Here is a 26,281-nt window from a genome sequence, read left to right on the forward strand (position 1 = left end):
GGCGCTTGGGTGAAAGGAGGAGAGGCGAAATCTCCCACGGATCTGTACTGCGTCAACAGTCAGAATCGGGCTTTGTCCCTCCTCCTCCCTTCAAGTCCTACCATACAAGCGGGCTTGCCCGCGACGAACGATGACGCGATCTACAGCGAACTCACACCATCTCGTCCCGAATCCATTCAACTACGGAAGTCCGCTTCGGCGCCCAGCCCAGCAACTCACGCGCATGCTTGCCACGGACTCGGCTGTTGGAACCCAAGCCATAGTTGGCCATTTCATAACCCCACTCGGCTTCGGCATCCTTCAACGGCCAGTCTTGCGGCTCGCCCAGATTCAACGCTTGGGCAATCGCGGTGGTCATGTCGATGAACGACGCCTCACCGCTTTCAACGAAGTAGAACGTGCCCGGAATGTTTTTGGTCAGCGCCAACAGGTACAGGGCAACCACGTCTTCGATGTGCACGTTGGACCAGATGTTCTGGCCCGTACCGACATGACGCACCACACCACTTTTGCGCGCCTGTTTCAGCAAGCGCGGCAATTGCACGCTGTCGCGTTTCACGCCGAGGCTGTGACCGTAAATCAGGGTGTTACAGATCACTGCCGAATTCACCCCGTCTTTCGCTGCCGCCAGGATCAAATTGTCGATGGCCACGCGAGCGGCCTTGTCGACGGTGGGCTCAGGCAGGCTGTCTTCGTAATAGATAACGTCGCTGGACTTACCGCCCGACGCATCGCCGACGATGCTCGAACCGCTGGTGTGCAGAAACACTTTATTCGAACCGCGAAGCGCATTGAGCAAGGCTTCCACCGCGCCGCGATGGTCGCTGCTGGCGGCGTTGATTACAGCGTCGGCTGCTCGGGCCTGTTCGGCCAGTAGTGCGCTGTCGTCAAGAGTGCCAATCACCGGGGTGATGCCCAGCGCGCTCAATTCATTGGCTTGTTCGGCGCTACGAACCAGACCGGTCACCTGATGGCCAGCCCGGACCAGACCCGTGGCAATGGAGCCGCCAATAAAACCAGCTGCACCGGTAATGAATACGTTCATGGAGAAACTCCCTGCGTGAGTAAGTGATGCAACGAGTATCAAGGAGGAGTCACTGATGAAAAATCCCTGTTGACCCAATTCACTCTTGCGCAGGGATCACGAATCAGCCGCTGAAATCCGTGGAAGCGTATACCGCCAATTTCCCTTGGATGAAGTCCAGGAAACACTGGATGCGCAGGGCCAGTTGCGAGTTACGGTAGTACACCGCGTTGATCGGCTGGCGATAACCGCTGTTGAACTCTGCCAGCAATACCTTCAATCGTCCGGCACGAATGTCTTCGATGGTCATGTAATGCGACAGGCTGGCGATGCCTTGGCCTTCCAGCGCCAAGTGGCGGATGGTCTCGCCGCTGGACGCGCTGAGTGAAGCCTGAATCGGCCAGCGATCACCGTGTACGTAACGCAGTGGCCATTGGTTGAGGCCTTCATTCTGGGTAAACCCCAGCAGCGTGTGTTCGGAAAGATCGGTCACGGCGGTCGGGGGGCCGTGTTTTTCCAGATAAGCCGGACTGGCGACGATGTGCAGCGGGCTGCAACCCAGGGAGCGGGCATGCAGGGTCGAGTCGGCCAGCGTGCCGATGCGGATGGCGATGTCGGTGCTTTGCTCGAGCAAATCGATGATCAGGTCGTTGCTGTTGAGTTCCAGCTGGATGTCCGGATAGAGCCCGCGAAACTCGTCGATGTAGGGCACGATGGCGTGCAGCATGAACGGCGATGCGGCGTTGATCCGCAGGCGTCCGGACGGTGTTTGCTGGCGTGAGTTCAGGCGTTCTTCGAGCTCGTCCATCTGATCGAGAATCAGCTTGGCGTGCTCGAAGAAATACTTGCCCTCTTCGGTCAGGTCCATGCGCCGCGTGGTGCGGTTGATCAGCGTGGTGTCGAGTTTTGCCTCTAGTCGTGACAGCGTGCGGCTGACCGCCGAAGGCGTTTGCCCGACCTGCTCGGCTGCAGCGGAAATCGACCCGCATTCAATTACGCAGACGAAAATCTGCAACTCATCGGATCTGGCTTTCACGTGTGTCCCTTATCGATAATTCAGCGCAGTTCTGCTCAATCGCTGTGCGCAGGAGCCGGCTTGCTGGCGATGGCGTCCTCAAGATCGCCATCGCCAGCAAGCCGGCTCCTACAGGTTCTGGTTCCAGATATCGATAGTAGCCGAGCCTCACGCCTTGAGGTTGAACACCTCGGCCAGGTGCTGCTCATAGCGCGCCACATCGGCCTCGATATTCGGGCGTTTCATCACGTCGACGGCCAGGAACGTCGGCAAACCGGTCATGCCAAGGAATTCGTTGGCCTTGTGAAACGGGAAGTAAACCGCGTCCACGCCCTTGGCTTCGAAGAAGTCGGTCGGGTCGTCGAACGCTTGCTGCGGCGCATTCCAGGTCAGCGACAACATGTACTGCTTACCCTGCAACAGCCCGCCGCTGCCGTATTTTTGCGAAGAATCGGAACGGGTGCGGCCGTCGCTGGCATAGAGGCTGCCATGGCCTTCGGTGAAGACTTCGTCGATGTACTTCTTGACGGTCCATGGCGCGCCCATCCACCAGCCTGGCATCTGATAAATGATCACGTCGGCCCAGAGGAATTTGGCGACTTCTTCAGCAACGTCATAGCCTGCGTCGATGAACGTGGCTTTGACATCGACGCCGCCGCGATCCAGCACGCTCAATGCAGCCTCGTGCAACGTGGTGTTATAGCGGCCATCGGAGTGCGCAAATTTTTTGCCGCCATTGAGCAACAGAACTTTTTTCATGAGAAATCTCGGAAGGGTTGGAATTCGATGGCGGCAGGGTAGCGATCCGCCTCGCGCGGAATAAGCGCTGAATTCACAAAATTCATTTGACCGATACGCACGAATCGACAGGCGATTATTGCCATAAAATTGCGCCGATTCTGAACTTGAGGAGATTTCTGATGAGTGAATTGCAAGGCTTCATCCTGCACGCCAAGACCCGCCCGGAGAAATCCGACGCCTTCGAAGCGTTCTTCCGCGGCCATGTCGAAGCTAGTCGCGCCGAGCCCGGTTGCATCGAGTACCACATGCTGCGAGACAAACAGGATCCGACACTGTTTATCTTCTACGAGATCTGGGCATCCCAGGCCGACCTCGATGTGCACTCGAATTTGCCGCACATGCAGCAATTCCGCGACATGCGCATGGAGTATCTGGAACAGGATTTCGATATCCGCGACATCGACATGCTCAGCCCGTCGTCCGCTACCCGCTGATCAGCAAGTGGCCGCCGAGCACACCGAGGCCAATGAAGAACACCCGCTTGAACAGCACGGCGCTGATCCGCTGGCGCAGCCATTGCCCCAGCAACATCCCGAGTACCGCAGGGATCAGCGCCAGCACTGACGCACTCAACTCGCCCCCGCCCAAGGCGCCGCGCCATAACAGACCGGCGGCCAGGGCCAGGGTCGAGACGGTGAACGACAGCCCCAGCGCCTGCACCAGTTCGTCCTTGCTCAAGCCCAGCGCTTGCAGATAAGGCACCGCCGGAATCACGAAAACACCGGTGGCCGAGGTAATGACGCCAGTCAGCAGCCCGCACAACGGACCGAGCCAGCGCTCGCGGTGACTCCCCACGCGCAGGGTCGGCAGAAACAACCCGCTCAAGGCGTAAACCAGTAACGCCGCGCCCAGCCCCCGCACCACCCAATGCCCGCCCGCCATGCCGATCCACAACGTACCCGCGCCGGTGCCCACGAAGATCGCCAGCAGCATCGGCCATAACCGTTTGATCAGCCCTTGCAGATGCCCGCCGAATGCCAATTGCCAGACATTGGTCAGGGTCGCGGGAATGATCAACAGCGCGGCTGCCTGCGACGGGGCCATAGCCAGGCCGAGCAGGCCCATGGCGATTGTCGGCAGGCCAAGGCCGATGATGCCTTTGATCATGCCGGCCAGTAGAAATGTGGCGATGACCAGCAATGAAAGGGCCAGGCCGAGGTTTTGATAGAACGAGGCGAGTGTATTCATGGGGCTATGGTGAGCCTGGATGGGCGGCTTGAAAATCTGCCATATACTGAGGGTGCCTCTTGTTTGGGCAGAGGCTGATGACGCCTTCGCGGGCAAGCCTCGCGCCTACAGGAGCGATGTCGTTTATACCTGTAGGAGCGAGGCTTGCCCGCGAAGGCGTCCCTCCAGACAACACACCTCCAAAGGCTGACGATGCACTTCGACCTCACCGACCTGCGCCTCTACCTGAGCATCCTCGACAGCGGCAACATCACCGCTGGAGCCGCTCGCAGTCACCTGTCTCTGGCCGCGGCCAGTGCACGAATCCGCGCCATGGAATCATCGCTGGGCATTGATTTTCTCGAACGCGGCCGTCGCGGTGTCAGCCCGACCCCGGCCGGAAAAGCCCTCGCCCAACACGCCCGCCTCCTGCTGCAACAGGCCGAGCGCATGCAGCAGGACCTGGCCGAATACGCCAACGGTGTCAAAGGCCAGGTTCGACTTTTGTGCAACACCACGGCAATCACCGAATACCTGCCCGAGTTGCTCGCCGACTTTCTGCGCAGCCATCCCAACCTCGACATCGACCTGCAAGAACTGCCCAGCGCGCGCATCACCCACGCCTTGCGCCAGGGCGCGGCGGACCTGGGAATCATCTCCGACGCCGTAGACACCGAGGCCCTGCAGACCCGCCCGTTTCGCGACGATCCACTTGTGCTGATCATGCCCCGCGACCATCCATTGGCAGAGGCCCGGTCAGTGAGTTTCAGCGACACCTTGGTCTACGATTACGTCGGCCTGAACGCGAACAGCGCGTTGGCGGTGTACCTGGAAGAACAGGCGCTGCACGTGGGCGTTCGCATGCAGATACGCATCCGCGCCGACGGCTTCGATGGCGTGATGCGCATGGTCGCTCGCGGTGCCGGGCTGGCAATCGTGCCCCTCGCGGCGGTGGAACGCCGGTCCCGCGAAAAGGCCTTCAAGAGCCTCGTACTGCAAGAGCCCTGGGCCCGGCGCAAACTGTTGCTCTGCGCCCGGGACTTTGCGGCGCTGCCCGGTTATGCCAAGGCCTTGCTGCACGCCTTGACTCTCCCCTGAGGGGCAGACTTTACCCTTGAGCTTTCATCTTCAAGGACAGAGACGATGGGCAAACGAATTCTGGTGATTCTCGGTCATCCGTCGAGCAACAGCTTCTGCGCCGCCCTGGCGGAGCGCTACGCACAGTCGGCGTTGCGCGCCGGGCATGAGGTGCGCCAGCTGTTTCTGGGCCGGATGAATTTTGACCCGGTGCTGCGCGAAGGCTATCAACAGGTGCAGCCACTGGAAGCGGACTTGCGCCGGGCCCAGGCAGACATCCTGTGGGCTGAGCATTTGACGCTGGTCTATCCGATCTGGTGGGGCGGAATTCCGGCGTTACTCAAGGGCTTTTTCGATCGGGTGTTCCTGCCCGGCTTCGCCTTCAAGTACCGCGAAGGCAAAGCCTTTCCCGACAAACTGCTGCAAGGTCGCAGCGCACATTTACTGGTGACCATGGACACGCCGCCCTGGTACTACCGCTGGATCTATCGCATGCCGGGGCTGCACCAGATACGCAAGACCACCCTGGCATTCTGCGGTATCAAGCCCAGCAAAACGCTGACGTTCGGGCCAATCCTTGGCTCTCATGCAGCGCAACGGCAGCGGTGGCTCGAACAAGCACAATCTATCGCCAGTCATTGAATCTCCCGGATAATGCGTCGCCCCTTCAGGGTGCACTCAGGGACATTCAATAAAGGGATTTTTCATGTACATCGGTGAAGCTGCGCGGTTGTCGGGAAGCACGGTCAAAAGCATCCGTCACTATGAAGCCATTGGCTTGTTACCCGCCGCGCAACGCCAGGGTAAATACCGGATCTACAGTCAGCAAAGCGTCGAACTGCTGATGTTTATCAAGTGCGCCCAGCAACTGGGTTTCAAACTCAAGGAAATGCAGGTGATGTTTGAACGTCACCGGGGCGAAGCACTTCCCTGGGAAATTGCTCGAGTCGCCATTGCCGACAAAAAACGCGAACTTATGGACAGTATCGGCGCACTCCAGCAACGCTATTGCGCACTGGAGACCTTCGAAGCGAGCCTGCAGAATGCCCAGGACCAATGCCGGCTCGATAGTCTTTGATCACGACCGGCCGGCAGGCATCTCCCGGTTAAACCTTTGGCAGCGGATTCAGTTCCCCGACAGCTTTCGGTTTCCTGAAAAACAGGCCGTAGACAATCGAGAGAATCAGCAGGAAAGGCACACCGAACACCAAGGTCATCTTGAACGCTTCGGTGAAGTAAGTGGTGATCATCACCGCGCCCATCAGCACCAACCCCAACAAGGTGCTGTAAGGAAACAGGTGCATGCGGAACGAAAGTTTCCGCTCGCCGTTGCGCTGGTGATAGCGACGGAAACAGTAGTGGGTCAGGAAGATCATGAACCAGGTGAAAATGGCGCCGAACATGGAGATCGCCATCATCAGGGTGAACGAACTTTCCGGGTACAGGATGTTGAGCAGGGTCGCCAGCGCAATGCCCGAGCTCGACAACAGCAAAGCGTTCAGCGGGATTCCGCTCTTGCTCAGCACACCCATCGACTTCGGTGCATAGCCGCCACGGGACAGGCTGAACATCATCCGCGTGGTGATGTAGAGCTGACTGTTCATCGCCGACAACGCCGCGATCAGGATCACAAAATTCATCACCCCGGTGGCACCCGGAATCCCGATGGTTTGCATGACGGTGACGAACGGGCTCTGTGCGTGGCCGGCCTGAACCCACGGCACAATCGCCAACATCAACGCCAGGGTCAGCAGGTAAAACACCACCAGGCGCACGATGGTCGCACGAAAGGCCTTCTTCACTGCTTGTTCCGGATCCTTCGCTTCACCGGCGGCCACCGCAATCATCTCCACGCTCAGGTAGCTGAAAATCGAGACGATCACCGCGACCCACATCCCTTGCAGACCATTGGGGAAAAAGCCGCCGTGGGCGGTGTAATTGTGCACGCCGTAATCGGGGTTGCCGGTGCCGTAGATCACGTACACCGCGAGGATGATGAAGCCGACAATCGCGCCGATCTTGATGGTCGAGAACCAGTATTCGAACGTGCCGAACGTCTTCACGCTGATGGCGTTGAGCACGATCAGGATGCTGGAGAACGAGACAATCCATATCCACTCCGGCACGTTGGCGAACCAGTACTTCATGTACATCGCCCCCGCCGTCCCTTCCGTGCCGACCGCCAGCACAATCGCCGCCCAATAGGCATAGCGCACCAGGAATCCGGCCAACGGGCTGACATAGAATTCGGCATAGGCGCCGAACGAACCCGAGGTCGAATGCGCCACAGTCATTTCCGCCAGACAGCCCATCAGCAGCAGGGTGATGATTGCGCCAATGGCGTAGCTGAGCAGCACGCTCGGCCCGGCATACCCGATGGCGTAAGCGCTGCCCATGAACAGCCCGGTGCCGATCGCGCCACCAATGGCGATCATGCTCATCTGACCCGACGTGAGCTGGCGCCTGAGGCCGTGTTCACGCTTGGATATGCTTTCAAAACCGCTGTTGTCGGTCATTTTTTCTGTCCTCTGAATATTGTCTTTCTTGAAGAGAGCAAGTCGTTGGGATTACGCGTGGGGATCAGCCACACACAGCAAGACACGGATCAGAAAATACTCAGCGGATACTCGATGATGACGCGGACTTCGTTGTTGTCGGTGGTGTCCGCACGGGCCACTTGCGCGGTCGAACGCACACTGGCCTGACGCACGCGCACCGACAAGTCCCTGGCCTTGCCTGACTGCACGACGTAGCGCGCTTCGATGTCGCGCTCCCAGCGCTTGCCGTCATCGCCGTAACGTCCATAGGCGCCGTCGGGCCCACCGTCGTAGTGGCTGTCATCGATATGATCGCCACTGACGTAACGCGACATGAAGCTCAGGCCCGGCACACCGAACGGCGCCATGTCGAGGTCATAACGCAGTTGCCAGGAACGTTCGTTGGGGGCGTTGAAGTCGAGGACCTGAATCGAGTTGGCGAGGAAAATCGAGGTGCCCGGTTGCTGATCGAATCCCAGGTAATCGAACGGCTCATCGCCATCGACGCGCTGGTACGCCAGGGTCAACCGATGGGCACCGAACGTGTACGCGGTGGCCAGCGACCAGGTGGTGTTGTCGATCTTGCCGGCCAGGCTCTGGCCACTGTCGTTGGTGCGGTAAATGTTGAAATCCAGGTTCAGCGACTGGCCTTCGTTCAGCGCAAAGGTGTAGTGGGTGTTGGCGTAGTACTGCCGCCAGATGTCGGTGAACTGCGAACCGTACAGGCTGACACTCAACTGATCGCTCAGGGCATAACTGCCGCCCAGATAATCGACGCTGCGGGTTTCCACGCCGGCGTACAACGCTTTAAGGGCGCCGTCGTCATTGGTCGACGCACTGTCGTTGCCGGAGGTGAAATGACCAACATCGAGTTGCAGCCCTTTCAATTCGCTGCTGGTCAGCTGGAAACCGTTGGCATACGTGGTGAACAGTCGCGCGGAACCAGTGCCGAACACCGGGTTGAGTGGCGTCAAATTGCCGTACTTGAATTCCGTTTGCGAGACCCGCGCCTTCAGCGCACCGCCCGCTTCGGAATACTCGTCCTCAGGACGCCCCTCGGAATCGACCGGCAATAAACCGGTGCCGGTACGCCCCCTGCCGCTGTCGAGCTTGATCCCCAATTGCGCGTAAGCGTCCACACCGAAGCCCACCGTGCCCTGGGTATAACCGGAGCGGTAATCGAGCATGATCCCGTGCGCCCATTCGTCCCTGTAGTTCTGGGCGCCCGGATTGTTCAGGTTGTTGCGGTAGAAATAGAAGTTGCGGTTGGTCAGGGTCAGGCTGCTGTCTTCGACGAATCCGTTGTCGGATACGGCGTAAGCCAATTGACCGAGGCAACTGCTGATGGCGAGCGGCAAGGCGGGCCAAAGGGACAGTTTCATTCTGCGTGCTCCTTATTATTGTGTTTTCACAGAACTTTTATTGGCGGCGACCGACACCCTGCTGCCGTGCAAAACCGGCAGCAAGACACGGGCGCCAGGTGGTTCAGGTGACGCTATGACGGACCTGGAATTGCGCGTGCGACCAGGTTTTCTGATCGAGAATTTCGCCGAGGGTCTGCACCGCGTCCCAGACTTCGGTGAAGGTCGTGTACAGCGGGGTGAAGCCGAAGCGCATGATCCGTGGCTCGCGGTAGTCACCGATCACGCCACGGGCGATCAAGGCCTGGATCACCGCATAGCCTTCGGGGTGTTCGAAGCTGACATGGCTGCCACGCCGGGCGTGTTCACGCGGGGTGATCAGGGTCAACGCGTGGGCGGCACAACGCTGCTCGACCAACTGGATGAACAGGTCGGTCAGGGCCAGGGATTTGCGACGAAGGCTGGCCATGTCGGTCTGGGCGAAGATATCCAGACCACACTCGACCATCGCCAATGAGGTGATCGGTTGCGTGCCGCACAGGTAGCGAGCGATGCCGCTGCTCGGCTCGTAGCGAGACTCCATGGCGAACTGCCGCGAATGCCCGAACCAGCCGGACAACGGCTGCACCACCAGATCGCACAGTTGCGTATTGACCCAGACAAACGCCTGCGAACCGGGGCCGCCATTCAGGTATTTGTAGGTGCAGCCAATGGCGTAATCAGCCTGCGCCTGATGCAAATCGACCGGCACCGCACCGGCGGAATGCGCCAGGTCCCAGATGGCCAGCGCACCGCATTCGTGGGTCAGCGCGGTCAGGGCCTGCATGTCGTGCATGTAGCCGGTCTTGTAGTTGACGTGGGTGAGCATGACTACGGCGGTGTCTTGGTCGATCGCTTGCGGCAGCTCTTCCGGACTATCGACCAGACGCAGTGTGTAGCCCTGCTGCAGCATGTCCGCCAGACCTTCGGCGATGTACAGGTCGGTCGGGAAGTTGCTGCTTTCGGTGACGATCACTCGGCGTGTCGGCGACCGTGTGGCCTGCACGCGCAGGGCGGCGCTGAGTACCTTGAACAGGTTGATCGAGGTGGTGTCAGTCACCACCACTTCCCCGTCACGGGCACCAATCAGCCCCGCCAATCGATTGCCCAGATGCTCGGACAGGTCGCGCCAGCCGGCACTGTTCCAGCTGCGGATCAGGCCGTTGCCCCACTCTTGCGCAATCACCTCTTGAGCCCGCGCCAATGCCGCGACCGGCCGCGCGCCGAGGGAATTGCCGTCCAGATAAATCACGCCTTCGGGGAGCGCAAATTGCTGACGCAGAGGCGCCAGGGCGTCCTGTGCATCGAGCGCCAGGCAATCGTTTCTTGTAGTCATCGGGTGTCCTGTTTTTTGAATGACGTGACGTGTCTCAGGCGCCGTCCGCGCCTTTTCCGTGGGGAAATAATGAACGAAGCTTTGGAGAATTTTCGTGCAAAGTAGACGCCCGTATAGTAGTTATCTCGCAGAAAATTCGAATCCAACGCCCATAAACGCGGATTTACACCAATCATGAATCTCGACGCGACAGACCTGCGAATCCTCCATCAACTGCAACAGGATGGCCGTATCAGCAATCAGGAACTGGCGGAGAAAGTTGCCCTGTCGCCGTCGGCCTGTTTACGCCGTTTGCGCCTGCTGGAGAGTGAGGGAATCATCACTGGCTATCGCGCCGTGTTGAATGCCGAGCGGCTGGGCATTGAGCTGGAAGCCATCGTTCATGTGTCGTTGCGACAGGACGTCGAGGACTGGCATGAGACGTTTATCAAGAAGGTCCAGTTGTGGCCGGAGGTGGTCACCGCTTATGTGATCACCGGGGCCAGCAATTATGTGTTGCGGGTGCAGGCGCGCAACCTCAAGCACTTCTCCGATTTCATCGTCAACCAGCTGAATCGAACGGCGGGGGTCACCGATATTCGCTCGGAAATTGTCTTGCAGAAGATCAAGGAACGGGAGGGGTTGCTGGATTTGGTGGTGCGTAAGTAACGCTCGCGGCCTGCAGGCCGGCCTGATTGGGGATACGCATTCCCCTGTAGGAGCGAGCTTGCTCGCGAAGAACGTCAATGATGGCGCGTTTCAATAGGAGCACGCGGTGACTGTGGATCCATCGCGAGCAAGCTCGCTCCTACAGGGGATCGGTGCAATACAAAATAGATGGGCACGCAGTGGCCATAACCGCAGAAACGGATATGTACCCGTGAACAAAATCACCGCATCCGCCGAGCATCATTCCGCTGCAAAGTCATACTCGGAGACTCATCAAACAACTTCCGATACTCCGCAGAAAATCGCCCAAGGTGCGTAAACCCCCACCCCATGGCGATCTCGGAAATATTACGCGCAGATCCATGCTCAAGAATGTCCTGACGCACACCGCTCAACCGGTACTTCTTCAGATAAACCATCGGCGACAACGCGAAATACTTCTTGAACGCCTCGAACAACTTGAAACGCGAAACCCCGGCCGCCGCTTCAATGTCCTCAAGGTGCAGCGCTTCCCGAGCGTTCGCGTGAATGTACTGCCGAGCCCTGACCAGATAACCCGGCAACTTCACCCCCAACACATCTCGCAGCTCTTCGGAATAATTGTTCGGCTGCGCCAGGATCAAGCCTTTAATCAACGAACTTTCGACATCCCGAGTAAAGGCCACCTGGTCATACAGTTCGCTGCTGCGTTCCAGTTCGGCAATGAAGTAACGCGCCATGCGCCACCACGAAGCCGATGCCCCGTCCACCGCATCCATCACCGACTCGAACCGCAACGGCGCATCCAGCGGTCGCTGCAACAGCCCCTCCAGGGATTCACTCATCGCCGCGCGGGTGATCACCACCTGGACTTTGCGGCAATCGCCGGAGATCGCCAGCAGCTGGTTTTCATTCGGAGAAATGATCACCCCTTGATCACGATTTGACTTCAACACGCAGCCGTTCTTGCTCAGCTCCTGCTCGCCCACCAGGGGCAGGCTCAGGCTGTAACTGCTGAAGTGCTCGGGGTCTTCGATGTCGACAGTGACGTCGGTGCCGTACTCGATCGTGCCCAGTGTCGTGGCCATCGACTTGAACACATTGGCGCTGTGATGAAAGCGGATCCGCTCGGGCGTGGTCGTCACGAGTCGATGCGGTCCGCAGATACCGGACATCCAGTTCCGGGCGCCCTCAACGTCAAAGCTATCAATACGAATGTCGCGAAACTGCGGATCAGTTTTGCTACTCATCACGGTGCACCCACGGCGGTATTTTTCAGCGCGCTCTGACGGCGCGTATCAGGCTGGAAAAGAGCAAGTTCCAGGCCATAAAACGGCTTCGCGAATCCAGTGGATAGCAATCCTCTACTAAGCGGATAACGCAGCCAAATTGAACATCGATCAGCGTTCGATGCTCACGCAAAACAGTACCTGATTGCTGCAAACAGGTGCAGCCGTTTATCGCTTGGCGCAGCGACTGGGTATTCGCTGCCCAGCCCGCCACCCGGGTGTTACCCGACAAATTTTATGGACTGCCTTCGTCGACAAACCGGATAGACCCCGCCCCGCCCCACTCCCTCTAATGAGCACACCCGATTAGCCCTAATAAAAACAGGTACACCCTCATGAGTGGCGAAAAAAACGTCGAGCAGTGGAAAGCATTTATTCAAGGCTGCCTGGACTTTCGTCCGGTGGACGGCGTGTTCCGGATCGCCCGGGACATTTTCACCGAACCGCAATTGTTCGACCTGGAGATGGAACTGATCTTCGAGAAGAACTGGATCTACGCCTGCCACGAAAGCGAGCTGGCCAATAACCACGACTTCGTCACGATGCGCGCCGGCCGCCAGCCGATGATCATCACCCGCGACGGTGACGGTCAGCTCAACGCGCTGATCAACGCCTGCCAGCATCGCGGCACCACGCTGACCCGTGTCGGCAAGGGCAACCAGTCGACCTTCACCTGTCCATTCCATGCCTGGTGTTACAAAAGCGACGGCCGCCTGGTCAAGGTCAAGGCGCCCGGCGAATACCCGGAAGGGTTCGACAAGGCCACACGTGGGCTGAAAAAAGCACGCATCGAGAGCTACAAGGGATTCGTGTTTATCAGCCTCGATGTGCACGCCGATAACAGTCTCGAAGATTTCCTCGGCGACGCCAAAGTGTTCTTCGACATGATGGTCGCCCAGTCGCCGACCGGTGAGCTGGAAGTGCTGCCCGGCAAGTCGGCCTACACCTACGACGGCAACTGGAAACTGCAGAACGAAAACGGCCTCGACGGTTATCACGTCAGCACCGTCCACTACAACTACGTGGCCACCGTGCAGCACCGCCAGCAGGTCAACAGCGAGAACGGCACCAGCAACGGCAGCACCCTCGACTACAGCAAACTCGGCGCCGGCGACGCCAATACCGATGACGGCTGGTTCGCCTTCGATAACGGCCACAGCCTGTTGTTCAGTGACATGCCGAACCCGTCGGTGCGCTCCGGTTACGCCACGATCATGCCGCGCCTGATCGAAGAACACGGCCAGGAAAAGGCCGAATGGATGATGCACCGCCTACGCAACCTGAATATTTATCCGAGCCTGTTTTTCCTCGATCAGATCAGCTCGCAACTGCGCATCATCCGCCCGGTGGCCTGGAACAAGACCGAGATCATCAGCCAGTGCCTGGGCGTTAAAAACGAGTCGGACGCCGATCGGGAAAACCGCATTCGTCAGTTCGAAGACTTCTTCAACGTCTCGGGCCTCGGCACGCCGGATGACCTGGTGGAGTTTCGCGAAGCGCAGCGTGGTTTTCAGGCGCGCCTTGAGCGCTGGAGCGATATCTCCCGCGGCAGCCACCAGTGGGCCACCGGCGCCACGCCGAACAGCGAATCGATCGGCATCGCCCCGGCCATGACCGGCACCGAATTCACCCACGAAGGGCTCTACGTCAACCAGCACAGCAACTGGCAGAAATTCCTGCTCGATGGCCTGGACGCGAAATCCCTGAAGCTCCGTGAGGTGTGAACATGAATGCGCAATTGCAATATCAGATCGAACAGTTTTTCTACTGCAAATCCGAGCTGTGCGACGCCCAGGACTGGGACGCGTACATCAAGTTGTTCGACGAACAGAGTGAACTCCACTTGCCGCAATGGGACTCGGAACACGTCTACACCCGCGACCCCAAGCGCGAAATGTCGCTGATTTATTACCCCAACCGTTCAGGCCTGGAGGACCGCGTGTTCCGTCTGCGCACGGGCAAGTCCGCATCCTCGACGCCGATGCCACGCACCTTGCACTTGATCAATAACGTGCGCATCAGCGAACTCGAAAACGGCGACCTTGAGGTGCGTCTGAACTGGCACACGCTGTTCTATCGACTGGCCACGTCCGAGCAGTTCTACGGCCGTGCGACCTATCGCCTCAAGCCTCACGCCGACAGCTGGCTGATCGCTCGCAAGCATGTCCTGTTGCTCAACGACACCATCAACTCGGTGCTCGATTTCTACCACCTCTGAACCATGGAGACTGGCGCATGAACCATAAGGTCGCGTTCAGCTTTGCCGATGGCAAAACGCTGTTCTTTCCCGTACAGCCCAACGAAATACTGCTCGACGCCGCCTTGCGCAACGGCATCAACATTCCTCTGGATTGCCGCGAAGGCGTCTGTGGAACGTGCCAGGGGCGCTGCGAATCGGGTGATTACAGCCAGGATTATGTGGATGAGGAAGCGCTCTCCAGCCAGGACCTGCAGCAACGCAAAATGCTCACCTGCCAGACGCGGGTGAAATCCGACGCGGCGTTTTACTTCGACTTCGCTTCCAGCCTGTGCAACGCCTCGGGCCCAGAGCAACTCAGCGGTACGGTCACCGAAGTTCGGCAAATCTCGGCCAGTACCGCGATCCTGTATCTGGATCTCGGCGCGGCACGTCCACTGGATTTCCTGCCGGGGCAATACGCCCGGCTGCTGATCCCCGGGACTGCCAGCAAACGCTCCTACTCGTTCGCCAATCGGCCGGGTGCGCGCAATCAACTGCAGTTCCTGATCCGCCTGCTGCCCGACGGGGTGATGAGCAACTACATCCGTGAACGCTGCAAGGCGGGCGACGAAATCGTCCTGGAGGCACCGCTGGGCGCCTTCTATCTGCGGCATGTCACCAAACCGCTGATCCTCGTGGCGGGCGGCACCGGGCTTTCGGCGTTGCTGGGCATGCTCGACGAACTCGCCGAACGCGGCTGCGGCCAGCCGGTGCATTTGTACTACGGCGTGCGGGATGCTGCCGATCTGTGCGAGCGCGCACGCATCGAGGCTTATGCCGAGCGGATTCCGGGGTTTCGCTATACAGCAGTCGTCAGTGATCCATCGGCGCAATGGACCGGTAAACGCGGCTACATTGCCGAGCATTTCGACGCCAGTGAACTGCGCGATGCACCGGTCGATATGTACGTCTGCGGGCCACCGCCGATGGTCGAGTCGATCAAGAGCTGGTTGCAGACCCAGGCACTGGACGGCGTTCACCTGTATTACGAAAAGTTCACCGAGAGTAATATCTGATCTTTCAAATCAGGCCTGACAACAATAACCAGAAGGGAACGAGATGGCGGATGAAATCTTGCAACAGGGAACGCTCAAGCGGGGGTTGAAAAATCGTCATATTCAACTGATCGCCTTGGGCGGGGCTATTGGCACCGGGCTGTTCCTGGGCTCAGCCGGCGTGCTCAAGTCGGCTGGGCCGTCGATGATTCTTGGCTATGCGATTGCCGGGTTCATTGCCTTCCTGATCATGCGCCAGTTGGGCGAGATGATTGTCGAAGAGCCGGTGGCCGGTTCGTTCAGCCACTTCGCCCACAAGTATTGGAGCGGTTATGCCGGCTTCCTGTCCGGCTGGAACTACTGGGTGCTGTACGTGCTGGTGGGCATGGCCGAGCTGACGGCCGTCGGCAAATACGTGCAGTTCTGGTGGCCGGAAGTCCCGACCTGGGTCAGTGCGGCGGTGTTCTTCGTGCTGGTCAACTTGATCAACACGATGAACGTCAAAGTCTTCGGCGAAATGGAGTTCTGGTTCGCGATCATCAAGGTCGTGGCGATCGTCGGAATGATCGTCCTCGGCTGTTACATGCTGTTCAGCGGCTCCGGCGGCCCGCAGGCCTCGGTCAGTAACCTGTGGAGCCACGGCGGGTTCTTCCCCAACGGCACCACCGGTTTGCTGATGTCGATGGCGTTTATCATGTTCTCCTTCGGCGGCCTGGAGCTGGTGGGCATCACTGCCGCTGAAGCCAGCGAACCGAGGAAAGTGATTCCCAAGGCGATCAACCAGGTGGTTTATCGCGTGTTGATCTTCTACGTCGGCGCACTCACCGTGCTGCTGTCGCTGTATCCGTGGGATCAACTGCTGCAAACCCTGGGCGCGTCCGGCGATGCCTACAGCGGCAGTCCGTTCGTGCAGATTTTCTCGTTGATCGGCAGCGATACCGCCGCGCACATCCTCAACTTCGTGGTGCTGACCGCAGCGCTCTCGGTCTACAACAGCGGCGTCTACTGCAATAGCCGCATGCTCTACGGCCTGGCCGAACAGGGCGATGCACCGAAATCGCTGATGAAGCTGAACAAACAAGGCGTGCCATTGCGAGCCTTGGGTATCTCGGCGCTGATTACGATGTTGTCGGTGCTGGTCAACTACCTAGCCCCGCATGAGGCGCTGGAATTGCTGTTCGCCCTGGTGGTCGCCTCGCTGATGATCAACTGGACGCTGATCAGCCTGACCCACCTGAAATTTCGCAAAATCATGGGCCAGCAAGGCATCGTGCCGAGCTTCAAGTCGTTCTGGTTCCCTTTCAGCAACTACCTGTGCCTGGCGTTCATGGCCATGATCATCTGCGTGATGTGGATGATTCCCGGGATCCGCGCCTCGGTCATCGCCATCCCGGTCTGGGTGTTGATCATCTACGTGTTCTACCGGATGCGTGTGGCGCGGGATCGAGGTTTGCCCGTCGCGCAATAATCCTGCGTCCAACAAAAAGCCCCGGCATTCAATGAATGCCGGGGCTTTTGTATTTGGATCAACCAACTTCATGCGCCGCCAGCTCTATGTAGCAGCTGCCGAAGGCTGCGTTCGGCCGCGAAGCGGTCGTGAAGTCGGCACCTGCGTTACCTCAGGCGGATCGCGTCCATCGAATTACGACTGCTGCGCAATCGAACGCAGCCTTCGGCAGCTGCGACAAGGGATCGGTGCTTAGAGGGTGGAACGCACGCGCCACAGTTCCGGGAACAGTACGGTATCGAGCATCTTGCGCAGATAACCCACCCCTTCGGTGCCGCCGGTGCCGGGTTGGAAGCCGATGATCCGCTCGACGGTGGTGACATGGCGGAAGCGCCACTGGCGGAAAGAGTCTTCAAGGTCGATGAGCTTTTCGGCCAGTTGATAGAGGTCCCAATAACGCGATGGGTCCTTGTAGACCTCGCGCCAGGCCGCCTCGACCGAGGCGTCATGCTGCGTCGGGCTGGTCGGGTCACGCTCGAAACGCTGCGGATCAATCGTCAGGCCGGCGCTGACCATCAAGCGGATCGCTTCGTCATACAGCGACGGCGTGGCGATGGCTTTTTCGAGTTCCTGCAACAGCTCCGGACGATGGGCGTGGGGGCGCAACAGGGTCGCGCTCTTGTTGCCCAGAATGAACTCGATCTCACGGTACTGAAACGACTGGAATCCCGACGATTGCCCCAGGAAAGGCCTGATCGCGTGGTACTCGGTGGGCGTCATGGTGGCCAGCACCGTCCAGGCATGCACCAGCTGATCAAAAATCCGCGAGACCCGCGCCAGCATCTTGAAGGCCGGTGGCAACTCTCCCAGCCGGACGTGTTCGCGGGCGGCCTTGAGCTCGTGCAACATCAGCTTCATCCACAGCTCGGAGGTCTGGTGCTGGATGATGAACAGCATCTCATTATGGTCGGGCGACAACGGGTGTTGCGCACTAAGAATGCGCCCCAGGTCCAGGTAATCGCCGTAACTCATGGAGTCGGAAAAATTCAATTCGGCGTTATGCCATTCGTCTGTCTGGCTGGCCGGAGAATAGGGACATTGGCTCATTGAACAGGCTCCTCACGTAACGGTGAATTCAGTGGACGCAAAATAGCCCTGACCGGGCTGGCGTCGAGGTTGGCAAAGCGCAGCGGCAGCGCGATCAACTCATAGTCGCCTTCCGGGACATCATCGAGCACGATGCCTTCGAGAATGGCCATGCCGTGGCAAGCCACCGCGTTGTGCGCATCCATGGTCTTGGATTGCTGCGGGTCCAGCGACGGTGTGTCGATACCGATCAGGCGCACGCCGAGACTGGCGAGCAGGTCAACGGTGTCTTTGGCCACCGCGGTGAAATCCGGGTCCCAAGTGGTCAGCGGCGCTTGTCGATACGTGCGCAGCAAGACGCGTTCGGGCAGGTTGTCCAGGCGCCCCCGCAATTGCCCAGGCTGCACCAGTCGACCGCTGCCCAGGCAATGCAACACCCGGCAAGGTCCGAGGTAGACGTCGAGCGACACCTCGCCAATGGTGGCGCCATCCGCGCTGTAGTGCAGCGGTGCATCGACATGGGCGCCGGTGTGCGGCGACAGCGTGATGCGCCCGACATTCACCGGGCACTCCGGCCCGAGGGTCCAGACGCGTTCTTCCTGAAAAGGCGTGTCACCCGGCCAGGTCGGTGTTGCGGTACTCAAGGGCGGGCTGATGTCCCACCACGACATTGTTTTTTTCATTGCAACGCTCTCGGCCTTTTCCGAAGTGAATGATACGAGTGAACCTTGTGCATTTTCTTGCAAATACGTTCACAAAGCCGTGGACCTTTCGCACAAACCACCAGGAATCGGCCATTTACAGAGAGTAAATTTCAACACGCCCGTCGCTGGTTTCAACGGACAAACCGACGACGTTCACAGCGTTTCTGGATAGCTCAGTGTCGAGCACAGACAACTGAGGCCGGGCCAAGCCCTATAGGGTGCCACTTCAGTTCTCCCTAACGCTCGGAGTCATCATGTCCGCACCGATTACCGTTCTTCGCGATACTCACCCGTTGCCAGTGCTCGACGCCTGCAAATGGGAAAAACTCGAAGGCGACCCGCACACCGTCAACCTCAACGCCTACACCAGCGAAGACGGCAGCAAGATCATGGGCACCTGGATCTGCACGCCGGGCAAGTGGTATGTGGAATACGTGAAGTGGGAATACTGCGATTTCCGCGAGGGGTATTGCATCATCACCCCGGAAGGAAAAGAGCCGATCCACCTGCGCGCCGGTGACATTTTCGTCATCGAGCCGGGAATGAAAGGCACGTGGGAAGTGGTTGAAACCGTGCGCAAGTATTTCGTGTTTGCCTGATGCAAAAAAACCGGGAGATCACCCGACGTGATTTCCCGGTAAATGTCGATGCAACCTGTAGGAGCGAAGCTTGCTCGCGAAAAACTCGAGAGCGACGCGGCGTGTCAGATTCTCCGCATTATCGTTAACGACCCTCGCGAGCAAGCTCGCTCCTACAGCGGTTTGCGATAGCTGTTGATGATCGCCGAGAAGTCGTTACCGCCCTCTCCACGCAGGCTCATCGCCTGATACAACTGCTGGGCCACCGCGCCGAGCACCACCGGTTGGTGCGCCTGACGTGCCGCTTCAGTGGCCAGCCCCAGATCCTTGAGCATCAGCTCGGCACCGAAACCACCGGTATAACCGCGCGAGGCCGGCGCCGTTTCGACGATGCCCGGCCATGGGTTGTACATCTCCGAACTCCAGCAACGCCCGGTGGAGCTGTTGATGATTCCCGCCAGCACCTTGGTGTCGATGCCCAGCGCGTCGCCCAGCGCCATGGCTTCGCTGACGCCGACCATGGAAATCCCCAACAGCAGGTTGTTGCAGATCTTGGCGATTTGCCCGGTGCCGACTTCGCCGCAATGGACGATGTTGCGGCCCATCTGCACCAGGACAGGTTGCAGGGTGGCAAACAGTTCAGGCGTGGCGCCGACCATAAAAGTCAGGGTCCCCGCCGCTGCACCGCCCGTACCGCCGGAAACCGGCGCATCGGCCATGGCCACGCCTTGCTTGGCGGCGGCCGCGGCGACATCACGTGCCGTCTGTGGATCGATGGTGCTGCAATCGACTGCCGGCACACCTTTGCCGATACCCGCCAGCACACCGTCTTCACCCAGCCAGACGCTGCGCACATGCACAGCGGCTGGCAGCATGGTGATCACCAGCTCGGCACCTTGCGCCGCTTCACGCGCCGAAGCGCTGATGCTGCCGCCCAGTTGCTCCAGCTCGGCCAGAACGGTTTTGTTCAGGTCGACCAGGTTTAGTGCATGGCCGGCCTTGATCAGGTTGCGCGCCATCGGCGCGCCCATGTTGCCGAGACCGATAAAAGCGATTTTCATGTCCGGCTCCTTAACGCAAGTTGATGGTGGTGTTCACACCGTCATTGACGCTGTCGTCATCGAACCAGCGACTGGTGACAGTCTTGGTCTGAGTGTAGAACTGCACCACTTGCTTGCCATACGGGCCGAGGTCGCCGAGTTTCGAACCACGCGAACCGGTGAAGCTGAAGAACGGGACCGGCACCGGAATCGGGATGTTGATACCGACCTGGCCGACGTCGATTTCAGTCTGGAATTTACGCGCCGCGGCACCGCTCTGGGTGAACAGGCCCGTGCCGTTGCCGAACGGGTTGGCGTTGACCAGTGCGATGGCCTCATCGAGGGTAGCGACTTCCAGCACCACCAGTACCGGGCCGAAGATTTCCTGGGTGTAGATTTGCATTTCAGGGGTGACGCCGGAGAACAGGGTCGGGCCAATAAAGTTGCCCTTCTCGAAGCCTGGAACGTTGATATCGCGACCATCCAGCTCAAGCTTGGCGCCTTCCTTGATGCCGCTTTCGATCAGATCGAGAATCCGCGCCTTGGCTTTTTTCGAGATCACCGGACCCACGTCAGTACCCGCCTCGCTGCCGGCATTCACTTTGAGTTTCTGCGCCAGCGCTTTCAGGTCTGGCAGCCATTGCTTGGCCGCGCCCACCAGCACCACCACCGAGGTCGCCATGCAACGTTGCCCGGCCGCACCGAAACCGGCGCCGACCAGCGCATTCAGCGCTTGCTCACGGTTGGCATCCGGCAGCACCACAGCGTGGTTTTTCGCGCCCATCATCGATTGCACGCGTTTGCCGTGTTTGCCGGCCAGGTCGTAAACGTGGGTGCCGACCGCCGTCGAACCGACGAAGGAAACAGCCTTGATGTCTTTGTGCGTGCACAGCGCGTCCACCACGTCCTTGCCGCCATGCACGACGTTAAGCACGCCCGCCGGAACGCCGGCCTCGATCGCCAGTTCCACCAGCAACATGGTCGACATCGGGTCTTGTTCGGACGGTTTGAGCACAAAGGTGTTGCCGCAGGCGATGGCCATCGGGAACATCCACAGCGGGATCATCGCCGGGAAGTTGAACGGGGTAATGCCAGCGCACACGCCGATCGGCTGGCGCAGGGTGTAGGTATCGACGCCGCCAGCAACGTTCTCGGCGAACTCGCCCATTTGCAGGCTGCCGATGGAGCAAGCGTGCTCGACCACTTCCAGGCCGCGGAAGATATCGCCTTCAGCGTCGGCGATGGTTTTGCCCTGTTCGGCACTCAGCACCACGGCGATGCGCTTGGAGTGTTCGCGGATCAACGCCTGGAGCTTGAGCATGATGCGCATCCGCGCGCCGATCGGCGTCAGCTTCCAGGTCTGGAAGGCGCGATGGGCGGCGCTGATGGCGGCGGCGACTTCAGAAGCAGTGGCAAACGGAACCTTGGCCAGCACTTGCTGGGTCGCCGGGTTGATGATGTCGTGCCACTCGGTGGTCTGGGACTCGACCCATTCACCGTTGATCAACAGTTTTACCGTTTGGACAGTGGTTTCGTTTGGCGTGAGCGAAGCGTTCATGTTTGGTCTCCGGGACGTTGTTCTTATTAAGAGAGCGATCTTGGGAGCCAAGGCGAGAAAGTCGCCTTGAGATGAGGCGTGTGTCGCGAATTGGTTGTCGGACTGTTTTTGGAGTATAGATGTGCAAACTTCTAATAAGAACGCACATAAAAGCCGGTCCATCATGCAAAAAAACATCACCTCACTAGGCTCGTTGAACTGGGATGACCTCAAGTTTTTCCTCGAAGTCGCCCGCACCCGCAAGGCCAGCACGGCGGCCAAGCGCCTGGCGGTGGACTACACCACCGTTTCGCGGCGCATCAGTTCGCTGGAAGCGGCATTGGGCACGTTGCTGTTCGAAAAGTCCCGGACCAGCGGTTTCGTTTTGACCGCTGAAGGTCAGCGATTGCTGGGTTATGCAGAATCGATCGAGAGCACCCTGCACATGGCGTGCGAGCAGGTGTCAGGTTCTGGCGTGGCGTTGTCCGGACACGTACGAATGGGCTGCACCGAGGGTTTTGGCAGTTTTTTCATCACGCCGCAGCTGAGCCATTTCGTCGACGCCTACCCGGCCATCTCGGTGGACATCCTGCCGCTGCCGCATTTCATCAGCCTGTCCAAACGCGAAGCCGACATCGTCATCGCCCTGGAGCGCCCGGAACATGGCCCGTACGTCTGCTGCAAACTCTGCGACTACAAATTGCAGCTGTACGCGACTCAGGATTATCTGGACAAACACCCACCCATCCGCCGCCCGGCTGACTTGGGTAAACACTCATTCATTAGTTATGTCGATGATTTGGCGTTCAGCTCGGAGTTGCTGTACCTGGCCAATGTGCTGCCAGGCGCTACGGCCAATCTACGCAGCACCAGCGTGATCGCGCAATTCGTAGCGGCGCAGCAAGGGCGATCGCTGGCGATTCTGCCGTGCTTTCTGGCGGCTCGGGATTCACGGTTACTGCCGGTATTGCCGGAGGAGATCAACATCACCCGACAATTCTGGATGTACTGCCGGGAGGATTTGAGGAAGCTTAAGCGGATCACCCTGTTGTGGGATTACATCCGTGAGGTGACTGAGTTGAATCGCCCGTTGTTGCTGGGCGAAACTCGCGAGATGCTGTTCGCCGACTGAAGATTTTCAAGGAAATCAGGTAGCGGAGTCGTAACGAGGTCCATAGCCTTTGCCAATACTTTGTATCAGCGTTTGATACCCAACTTGTAATACTCCGATGCTTGCATTCTGCCCCACCCAATGGAGTCCCCCCTCTCAAGCAGCCACTGACGACTTTTCATAACTTTTGAGAATCGTCCTACAGACACGCCAAACACCCATGAAGTAGCGTCCTGTCGCACTTAAACGGCGAAACATGGATCGTCAATTCGCACAGGGGGTGTTATGGCGGTTGAAAACCTATTCCCGAGTTATCTGGGATGCAATGGGATAGACGGCAACAGGCTACATACAGAGGCGACAGAGGAAGCACAGGCGGCGTGGGCAAGAACAGTGGAGGCGAACGAAAAGAACGAGCGGGAAGCTGACGCACGTAGGAATACGATCAAGAAGCGGGATGAAGTGGCTCCACGCGGATGCGTTTTCGCCAAAAGTTGCACGCTGCCAGATGGGACCATTAACTACATCAGTCCCAGCGGCGCCATTCCCACCGATCCGATTAGCCAATATGGCGAGTTTGCCTTGCTGGGTGGTCGTGAAACGGATGCACAAGGAAACATTCCTCTCAAGAAAATCAGTGGCTCCCTACCCGTTTCACTGGGAACACTTCTGTTAGGCGGTGCCGCTACTGCCACTGCTGGCGGTGTGTCATGTGGTGGTTTGTGTACGGCTGGTGCTGTGGCGTCCGGGGCTACCACTGGTGTTGCTGCTGGTACATTGGCAGGAGTGGTTGCATTGTTGTGGCCGTCGAGTCTGGGCGACAGCTCCCTGTACACGGAAGAACAGCTCAAGTCGCTTAAAGAAGGACGTACACGTGTCCGCCTGCACGTCGAACAACAAGCCGATGGCACCTTGAAGGGATACGGGTACAACACCCAGAAGCGCCGTGACTGGGAAATGATTCCCGTAGTGCAGTTCGTTGCTCAAGGCTCCCAGCAAGTGGCTGACTTTGGTGACGGTATAACCTTGATATGGACACCAGCTGCTGACCCGTCCAGCACTGTAGGAATTCCAACGTTAGAAGGCGCGCCAAAGGCGCCACAGATTTGGATTTATCCGCCCACCGAACAGGCTGATAACATCATCGTCAGTCCGATTTACCCTGACGCGTACAAAGATTTCATTCTGGTGTTCCCGGCTGACTCTGGTGTGCAGCCGTTGTATATCGTGATGAATGTTCGTCTCGATCCTGGCACCGTAACTGGCCAAGGAAAGGACGTGACCGGCATCTGGTTAGCTGGGGCGAGTGCTGGCCTAGGTGCCCCCATACCAACAAGAATTGCCAGTCAACTCAGCGGCAAGAGCTTTAGCAACTTCGATGCTTTCAGGAAGGCGTTCTGGACTGCCGTAGGAAATGCCCCAGAGCTATTCAGCCAGTTCAAACCCACCAACCAAAGCAAGCTACGAAACGGCAAAGCACCATTCGCCCAAAGATCAGAACACAACGGTGAAAACGCTCGCTACGAAATCCATCACATTCAAAACATTCAGTATGGCGGCGCGGTGTACGACGTAGACAACTTTGCGATTGACGCCGAAACGACACGTAGAGATTCACAAGGAAGACAGACAATGACTTTGAAAAACAGCGTTTCAGACTACACAGAACAGGAATTCATAGAGCTGCTTCAACGGATCATCGGAAACGACGCAAGCGAAGAGGAAGAGAACAAGCTCGTGCATCACTTCAACACAATCTGTGAACATCCAGCAGGATCTGACTTGATCTTTTACCCCGAAGACGATGCAGACGATTCAGCCGAAGGCATCACCCGTACGCTCAAAGAATGGCGCGCTGCTCAGGGATTGTCGGGATTCAAAGACGAGTGATCGAAGGGCGACATCATGTCCGTTATTGCTGGGTGAAATCCGGGACTTTCGATTTGCAGATTGAACATTGAGTTATCAATGATTGTTGGCCGCAACCAATCGACAACCTTTCCTGGTGACTTCCATCTGCCTGTAAGTCGCCAGATGGGCATCACGCGAATCCGCAATCATCGGCAAAGAAATACGGGGATCATCCAGGCGCAAGCTCAGGAGAAAATCGACATGACACTCCCACCAATGGCTGCTTAATAATTGCGACACAACCTCTGGCGGGTGCCGAAACTTGACCACTTTCGCTGGAAACCCGGCGACAACCGCATAGGGCGGCACATCGTGCATGACCAGCGCGCGGGTGGCGATAATGGCGCCCGTACCCACCGTGACACCTTCCATAATCATGGCGCCATGCCCGATCCATACATCGTCGCCGATTGTTACATCAACAATTTCTGGCTCGAAAGACAGAGGGGTATTGGTAAATTGAAAGGGGTGCGAACTGACCCAGTCTGAAGGGTGTGTATTTTTATCCTGTCCGATAAAGCAGTTGTTGCCAATCGAGCAAAAACGTCCGATTGAGGAAACAGCAGAAAGCACACAACCACTTCGGATATAAGTGTGAGCGCCAATGCTCAGTTTTTTAGTGTCGATAACAACACCACCGAGCGAAACATTTTCTTCCAGTATCAATGTGGCTTTTGCCGGAAGCGATGAAACCCCGCCAGCCACTTTGCACTTGTGCTTGCGAAGCCATTTTTTCCAAAAGTGGTCTCGGCAGTAATTTATTATTTTTCCCATTTGGAAATCGTCGCGCTCTGTTCATCTGTCGGGGCATGAAATCCCCAAAAACAACAATTGATTAAAAGGCCGTTCGCCGATTACTCGGCGCTCACCACGATCGACACCCGGCGATTCTCGGTTCGACCGGCCGCGGTGTCATTGGAGGCGACGGGCTCACTGCTGCCGAGGCCACGTAGCTGGATGTTCTGTTCTTTCATGCCAACGGTGGCCAGGACCTTTTCGACGCTTTTCGCGCGGCGCACGGAAAGCTGCTCGTTGTAGATTTCCTTGCCCGAGGCATCCGTGTGGCCATCGACCCGAACCCGCTCGATTCCAACACTCTGCAACGCTTTGCCAATGCGCGCGACGATCTCGGTACTGGCGGTATTCAGGCTGTCGTCATCACTGCCAAACAACACTTTACCGGACAAACCAAACGCCCAGCCCTCGTCAGTCAATTCAAAACCTTGCTGCTTGAGCACAGCGACCTGCGCCGGGGTCAGGCCTTTGTGCGGTGTTGTCTGGCAACCGGTCAAGGTGAGCAACGCCAAAAACAGGGTGATCGCGAAAAATCGCAGGGAACGCTGGGTGAGTGAGAACACGG

Annotated in this window: 26 protein-coding genes and 1 pseudogene; 13 read left to right on the forward strand and 14 right to left on the reverse strand. The window is 58.3% G+C overall.

Features of this window, described 5'->3' with window-relative positions; all coding sequences use genetic code 11:
• Positions 1-151: 151 nt before the first annotated feature.
• The 3 genes from AEQ67_RS06120 to AEQ67_RS06130 all read right to left on the reverse strand — a co-directional run bounded on the left by AEQ67_RS06120 (position 152) and on the right by AEQ67_RS06130 (position 2,798).
• On the reverse strand, positions 152-1,045 hold the full coding sequence (locus tag AEQ67_RS06120) for an NAD-dependent epimerase/dehydratase family protein (protein ID WP_059403008.1): 894 nt from the start codon (positions 1,043-1,045) through the stop codon (positions 152-154).
• A gap of 103 nt (positions 1,046-1,148) precedes the next feature.
• On the reverse strand, positions 1,149-2,060 hold the full coding sequence (locus tag AEQ67_RS06125) for a LysR family transcriptional regulator (RefSeq protein ID WP_059403009.1): 912 nt from the start codon (positions 2,058-2,060) through the stop codon (positions 1,149-1,151).
• Between the two features lie 147 nt (positions 2,061-2,207).
• The gene (locus tag AEQ67_RS06130) at positions 2,208-2,798 is read right to left on the reverse strand and encodes an NAD(P)H-dependent oxidoreductase (RefSeq protein ID WP_059403010.1); all 591 of its coding nucleotides are present in this window, start codon (positions 2,796-2,798) and stop codon (positions 2,208-2,210) included.
• A gap of 161 nt (positions 2,799-2,959) precedes the next feature.
• On the opposite strand from AEQ67_RS06130, the gene AEQ67_RS06135 reads away from it, so the two are divergent.
• On the forward strand, positions 2,960-3,274 hold the full coding sequence (locus AEQ67_RS06135; protein ID WP_059403011.1) for a putative quinol monooxygenase: 315 nt from the start codon (positions 2,960-2,962) through the stop codon (positions 3,272-3,274).
• Here the strand turns inward: AEQ67_RS06135 and AEQ67_RS06140 are convergent.
• Positions 3,264-4,028 carry a sulfite exporter TauE/SafE family protein gene (locus AEQ67_RS06140; RefSeq protein WP_059403012.1) on the reverse strand — a complete coding sequence of 255 codons (765 nt, stop codon included), beginning with the start codon at positions 4,026-4,028 and terminating at the stop codon, positions 3,264-3,266. The genes AEQ67_RS06135 and AEQ67_RS06140 overlap by 11 nt on opposite strands.
• Before the next feature lie 192 nt (positions 4,029-4,220).
• Between AEQ67_RS06140 and AEQ67_RS06145 the strand changes: the two genes are divergently transcribed.
• The 3 genes from AEQ67_RS06145 (at position 4,221) to AEQ67_RS06155 (ending at position 6,162) form a co-directional block, all read left to right on the forward strand.
• Complete coding sequence (locus AEQ67_RS06145; RefSeq protein WP_059403013.1) at positions 4,221-5,105, forward strand: LysR family transcriptional regulator; 885 nt, start codon at positions 4,221-4,223, stop codon at positions 5,103-5,105.
• A 45-nt stretch (positions 5,106-5,150) separates the two neighbouring features.
• On the forward strand, positions 5,151-5,726 hold the full coding sequence (locus AEQ67_RS06150) for an NAD(P)H-dependent oxidoreductase (protein WP_059403014.1): 576 nt from the start codon (positions 5,151-5,153) through the stop codon (positions 5,724-5,726).
• A 64-nt stretch (positions 5,727-5,790) separates the two neighbouring features.
• On the forward strand, positions 5,791-6,162 hold the full coding sequence (locus tag AEQ67_RS06155; protein WP_059403015.1) for a MerR family transcriptional regulator: 372 nt from the start codon (positions 5,791-5,793) through the stop codon (positions 6,160-6,162).
• A gap of 28 nt (positions 6,163-6,190) precedes the next feature.
• Here the strand turns inward: AEQ67_RS06155 and AEQ67_RS06160 are convergent, their stop codons facing one another.
• The 3 genes from AEQ67_RS06160 to kynU all read right to left on the reverse strand — a co-directional run bounded on the left by AEQ67_RS06160 (position 6,191) and on the right by kynU (position 10,357).
• On the reverse strand, positions 6,191-7,600 hold the full coding sequence (locus tag AEQ67_RS06160; RefSeq protein WP_059403016.1) for an amino acid permease: 1,410 nt from the start codon (positions 7,598-7,600) through the stop codon (positions 6,191-6,193).
• Positions 7,601-7,689: 89 nt separating this feature from the next.
• On the reverse strand, positions 7,690-9,003 hold the full coding sequence (locus tag AEQ67_RS06165; RefSeq protein WP_059403017.1) for an OprD family porin: 1,314 nt from the start codon (positions 9,001-9,003) through the stop codon (positions 7,690-7,692).
• Positions 9,004-9,106: 103 nt separating this feature from the next.
• Positions 9,107-10,357 carry a kynureninase gene (gene kynU, locus AEQ67_RS06170; protein ID WP_059403018.1) on the reverse strand — a complete coding sequence of 417 codons (1,251 nt, stop codon included), beginning with the start codon at positions 10,355-10,357 and terminating at the stop codon, positions 9,107-9,109.
• Between the two features lie 174 nt (positions 10,358-10,531).
• On the opposite strand from kynU, the gene AEQ67_RS06175 reads away from it, so the two are divergent.
• On the forward strand, positions 10,532-11,005 hold the full coding sequence (locus AEQ67_RS06175; RefSeq protein WP_059403019.1) for an Lrp/AsnC family transcriptional regulator: 474 nt from the start codon (positions 10,532-10,534) through the stop codon (positions 11,003-11,005).
• A 221-nt stretch (positions 11,006-11,226) separates the two neighbouring features.
• Here AEQ67_RS06175 and AEQ67_RS06180 read toward each other — a convergent pair whose 3' ends face one another.
• Positions 11,227-12,234 carry an AraC family transcriptional regulator gene (locus AEQ67_RS06180; RefSeq protein ID WP_059403020.1) on the reverse strand — a complete coding sequence of 336 codons (1,008 nt, stop codon included), beginning with the start codon at positions 12,232-12,234 and terminating at the stop codon, positions 11,227-11,229.
• A gap of 374 nt (positions 12,235-12,608) precedes the next feature.
• Between AEQ67_RS06180 and antA the strand changes: the two genes are divergently transcribed.
• From antA to AEQ67_RS06200, 4 genes are read left to right on the forward strand one after another with little or no spacing between them, the layout of a single operon-like run.
• Entirely contained in the window at positions 12,609-13,997 is a 1,389-nt protein-coding gene (gene antA, locus AEQ67_RS06185; protein ID WP_059403021.1) for an anthranilate 1,2-dioxygenase large subunit, read from the forward strand.
• A gap of 2 nt (positions 13,998-13,999) precedes the next feature.
• Positions 14,000-14,491: an anthranilate 1,2-dioxygenase small subunit gene (antB, locus tag AEQ67_RS06190; protein ID WP_059403022.1), complete on the forward strand. Its 492-nt coding sequence runs from the start codon at positions 14,000-14,002 to the stop codon at positions 14,489-14,491.
• A 17-nt stretch (positions 14,492-14,508) separates the two neighbouring features.
• Positions 14,509-15,528, forward strand: coding sequence for an anthranilate 1,2-dioxygenase electron transfer component AntC (antC, locus tag AEQ67_RS06195; protein WP_059403023.1), 1,020 nt, complete (start codon positions 14,509-14,511; stop codon positions 15,526-15,528).
• Positions 15,529-15,571: 43 nt separating this feature from the next.
• Positions 15,572-16,975: an amino acid permease gene (locus AEQ67_RS06200; protein ID WP_059403024.1), complete on the forward strand. Its 1,404-nt coding sequence runs from the start codon at positions 15,572-15,574 to the stop codon at positions 16,973-16,975.
• A 231-nt stretch (positions 16,976-17,206) separates the two neighbouring features.
• Here the strand turns inward: AEQ67_RS06200 and kynA are convergent, their stop codons facing one another.
• Both kynA and kynB read right to left on the reverse strand, forming a co-directional pair.
• On the reverse strand, positions 17,207-18,061 hold the full coding sequence (gene kynA / locus AEQ67_RS06205; protein WP_059403025.1) for a tryptophan 2,3-dioxygenase: 855 nt from the start codon (positions 18,059-18,061) through the stop codon (positions 17,207-17,209).
• Positions 18,058-18,723: an arylformamidase gene (gene kynB / locus AEQ67_RS06210; protein WP_059403026.1), complete on the reverse strand. Its 666-nt coding sequence runs from the start codon at positions 18,721-18,723 to the stop codon at positions 18,058-18,060. The genes kynA and kynB overlap by 4 nt, the downstream gene beginning before the upstream one ends.
• 275 nt (positions 18,724-18,998) lie before the next feature.
• Here kynB and AEQ67_RS06215 point away from each other — a divergent pair, with 275 nt between their 5' ends.
• Positions 18,999-19,343, forward strand: a complete 345-nt coding sequence (locus tag AEQ67_RS06215) for a cupin domain-containing protein (protein ID WP_008024653.1) — start codon at positions 18,999-19,001, stop codon at positions 19,341-19,343.
• 152 nt (positions 19,344-19,495) lie between these two features.
• On the opposite strand, the gene mmsB is transcribed toward AEQ67_RS06215, so the two are convergent.
• Together mmsB and AEQ67_RS06225 are read right to left on the reverse strand one after the other, a co-directional pair.
• Positions 19,496-20,383 (reverse strand): 3-hydroxyisobutyrate dehydrogenase, encoded by an 888-nt coding sequence (gene mmsB, locus AEQ67_RS06220; RefSeq protein WP_059403027.1) that lies wholly within the window; start codon positions 20,381-20,383, stop codon positions 19,496-19,498.
• Positions 20,384-20,393: 10 nt separating this feature from the next.
• The gene (locus AEQ67_RS06225; RefSeq protein ID WP_059403028.1) at positions 20,394-21,920 is read right to left on the reverse strand and encodes a CoA-acylating methylmalonate-semialdehyde dehydrogenase; all 1,527 of its coding nucleotides are present in this window, start codon (positions 21,918-21,920) and stop codon (positions 20,394-20,396) included.
• Between the two features lie 163 nt (positions 21,921-22,083).
• Here AEQ67_RS06225 and AEQ67_RS06230 point away from each other — a divergent pair, with 163 nt between their 5' ends.
• From AEQ67_RS06230 to AEQ67_RS06240, 3 genes and pseudogenes are all read left to right on the forward strand, one after another.
• Positions 22,084-23,031: a LysR family transcriptional regulator gene (locus tag AEQ67_RS06230; RefSeq protein ID WP_059403029.1), complete on the forward strand. Its 948-nt coding sequence runs from the start codon at positions 22,084-22,086 to the stop codon at positions 23,029-23,031.
• A 372-nt stretch (positions 23,032-23,403) separates the two neighbouring features.
• Positions 23,404-24,646: pseudogene (locus AEQ67_RS06235) on the forward strand (S-type pyocin domain-containing protein).
• Complete coding sequence (locus tag AEQ67_RS06240; protein ID WP_059403030.1) at positions 24,643-24,900, forward strand: bacteriocin immunity protein; 258 nt, start codon at positions 24,643-24,645, stop codon at positions 24,898-24,900. Before AEQ67_RS06235 ends, AEQ67_RS06240 begins: the two are co-directional and overlap by 4 nt.
• Positions 24,901-24,975: 75 nt before the next feature.
• Here AEQ67_RS06240 and AEQ67_RS06245 read toward each other — a convergent pair whose 3' ends face one another.
• Complete coding sequence (locus tag AEQ67_RS06245) at positions 24,976-25,695, reverse strand: CatB-related O-acetyltransferase (protein WP_082377784.1); 720 nt, start codon at positions 25,693-25,695, stop codon at positions 24,976-24,978.
• An 80-nt stretch (positions 25,696-25,775) separates the two neighbouring features.
• Positions 25,776-26,279, reverse strand: coding sequence for an OmpA family protein (locus tag AEQ67_RS06250; RefSeq protein ID WP_059403031.1), 504 nt, complete (start codon positions 26,277-26,279; stop codon positions 25,776-25,778).
• Between the last annotated feature and the right edge of the window lie 2 nt (positions 26,280-26,281).

It is taken from the genome of Pseudomonas sp. RIT-PI-q (assembly GCF_001297125.1).
Taxonomy (GTDB): domain Bacteria; phylum Pseudomonadota; class Gammaproteobacteria; order Pseudomonadales; family Pseudomonadaceae; genus Aquipseudomonas.

Excerpts from the sequence above, each read along its gene's own strand:
- AEQ67_RS06120 (WP_059403008.1), bottom strand. The coding sequence starts at position 1,045 with ATGAACGTATTCATTACCGGTGCAGCTGGTTTTATTGGCGGCTCCATT.
- AEQ67_RS06130 (WP_059403010.1), bottom strand. The coding sequence starts at position 2,798 with ATGAAAAAAGTTCTGTTGCTCAATGGCGGCAAAAAATTTGCGCACTCC.
- AEQ67_RS06135 (WP_059403011.1), top strand. The coding sequence starts at position 2,960 with ATGAGTGAATTGCAAGGCTTCATCCTGCACGCCAAGACCCGCCCGGAG.
- AEQ67_RS06140 (WP_059403012.1), bottom strand. The coding sequence starts at position 4,028 with ATGAATACACTCGCCTCGTTCTATCAAAACCTCGGCCTGGCCCTTTCA.
- AEQ67_RS06145 (WP_059403013.1), top strand. The coding sequence starts at position 4,221 with ATGCACTTCGACCTCACCGACCTGCGCCTCTACCTGAGCATCCTCGAC.
- AEQ67_RS06150 (WP_059403014.1), top strand. The coding sequence starts at position 5,151 with ATGGGCAAACGAATTCTGGTGATTCTCGGTCATCCGTCGAGCAACAGC.
- AEQ67_RS06155 (WP_059403015.1), top strand. The coding sequence starts at position 5,791 with ATGTACATCGGTGAAGCTGCGCGGTTGTCGGGAAGCACGGTCAAAAGC.
- AEQ67_RS06160 (WP_059403016.1), bottom strand. The coding sequence starts at position 7,600 with ATGACCGACAACAGCGGTTTTGAAAGCATATCCAAGCGTGAACACGGC.
- AEQ67_RS06165 (WP_059403017.1), bottom strand. The coding sequence starts at position 9,003 with ATGAAACTGTCCCTTTGGCCCGCCTTGCCGCTCGCCATCAGCAGTTGC.
- kynU (WP_059403018.1), bottom strand. The coding sequence starts at position 10,357 with ATGACTACAAGAAACGATTGCCTGGCGCTCGATGCACAGGACGCCCTG.
- AEQ67_RS06175 (WP_059403019.1), top strand. The coding sequence starts at position 10,532 with ATGAATCTCGACGCGACAGACCTGCGAATCCTCCATCAACTGCAACAG.
- AEQ67_RS06180 (WP_059403020.1), bottom strand. The coding sequence starts at position 12,234 with ATGAGTAGCAAAACTGATCCGCAGTTTCGCGACATTCGTATTGATAGC.
- antA (WP_059403021.1), top strand. The coding sequence starts at position 12,609 with ATGAGTGGCGAAAAAAACGTCGAGCAGTGGAAAGCATTTATTCAAGGC.
- antB (WP_059403022.1), top strand. The coding sequence starts at position 14,000 with ATGAATGCGCAATTGCAATATCAGATCGAACAGTTTTTCTACTGCAAA.
- antC (WP_059403023.1), top strand. The coding sequence starts at position 14,509 with ATGAACCATAAGGTCGCGTTCAGCTTTGCCGATGGCAAAACGCTGTTC.
- AEQ67_RS06200 (WP_059403024.1), top strand. The coding sequence starts at position 15,572 with ATGGCGGATGAAATCTTGCAACAGGGAACGCTCAAGCGGGGGTTGAAA.
- kynA (WP_059403025.1), bottom strand. The coding sequence starts at position 18,061 with ATGAGCCAATGTCCCTATTCTCCGGCCAGCCAGACAGACGAATGGCAT.
- kynB (WP_059403026.1), bottom strand. The coding sequence starts at position 18,723 with ATGAAAAAAACAATGTCGTGGTGGGACATCAGCCCGCCCTTGAGTACC.
- AEQ67_RS06215 (WP_008024653.1), top strand. The coding sequence starts at position 18,999 with ATGTCCGCACCGATTACCGTTCTTCGCGATACTCACCCGTTGCCAGTG.
- mmsB (WP_059403027.1), bottom strand. The coding sequence starts at position 20,383 with ATGAAAATCGCTTTTATCGGTCTCGGCAACATGGGCGCGCCGATGGCG.
- AEQ67_RS06225 (WP_059403028.1), bottom strand. The coding sequence starts at position 21,920 with ATGAACGCTTCGCTCACGCCAAACGAAACCACTGTCCAAACGGTAAAA.
- AEQ67_RS06230 (WP_059403029.1), top strand. The coding sequence starts at position 22,084 with ATGCAAAAAAACATCACCTCACTAGGCTCGTTGAACTGGGATGACCTC.
- AEQ67_RS06240 (WP_059403030.1), top strand. The coding sequence starts at position 24,643 with ATGACTTTGAAAAACAGCGTTTCAGACTACACAGAACAGGAATTCATA.
- AEQ67_RS06245 (WP_082377784.1), bottom strand. The coding sequence starts at position 25,695 with ATGGGAAAAATAATAAATTACTGCCGAGACCACTTTTGGAAAAAATGG.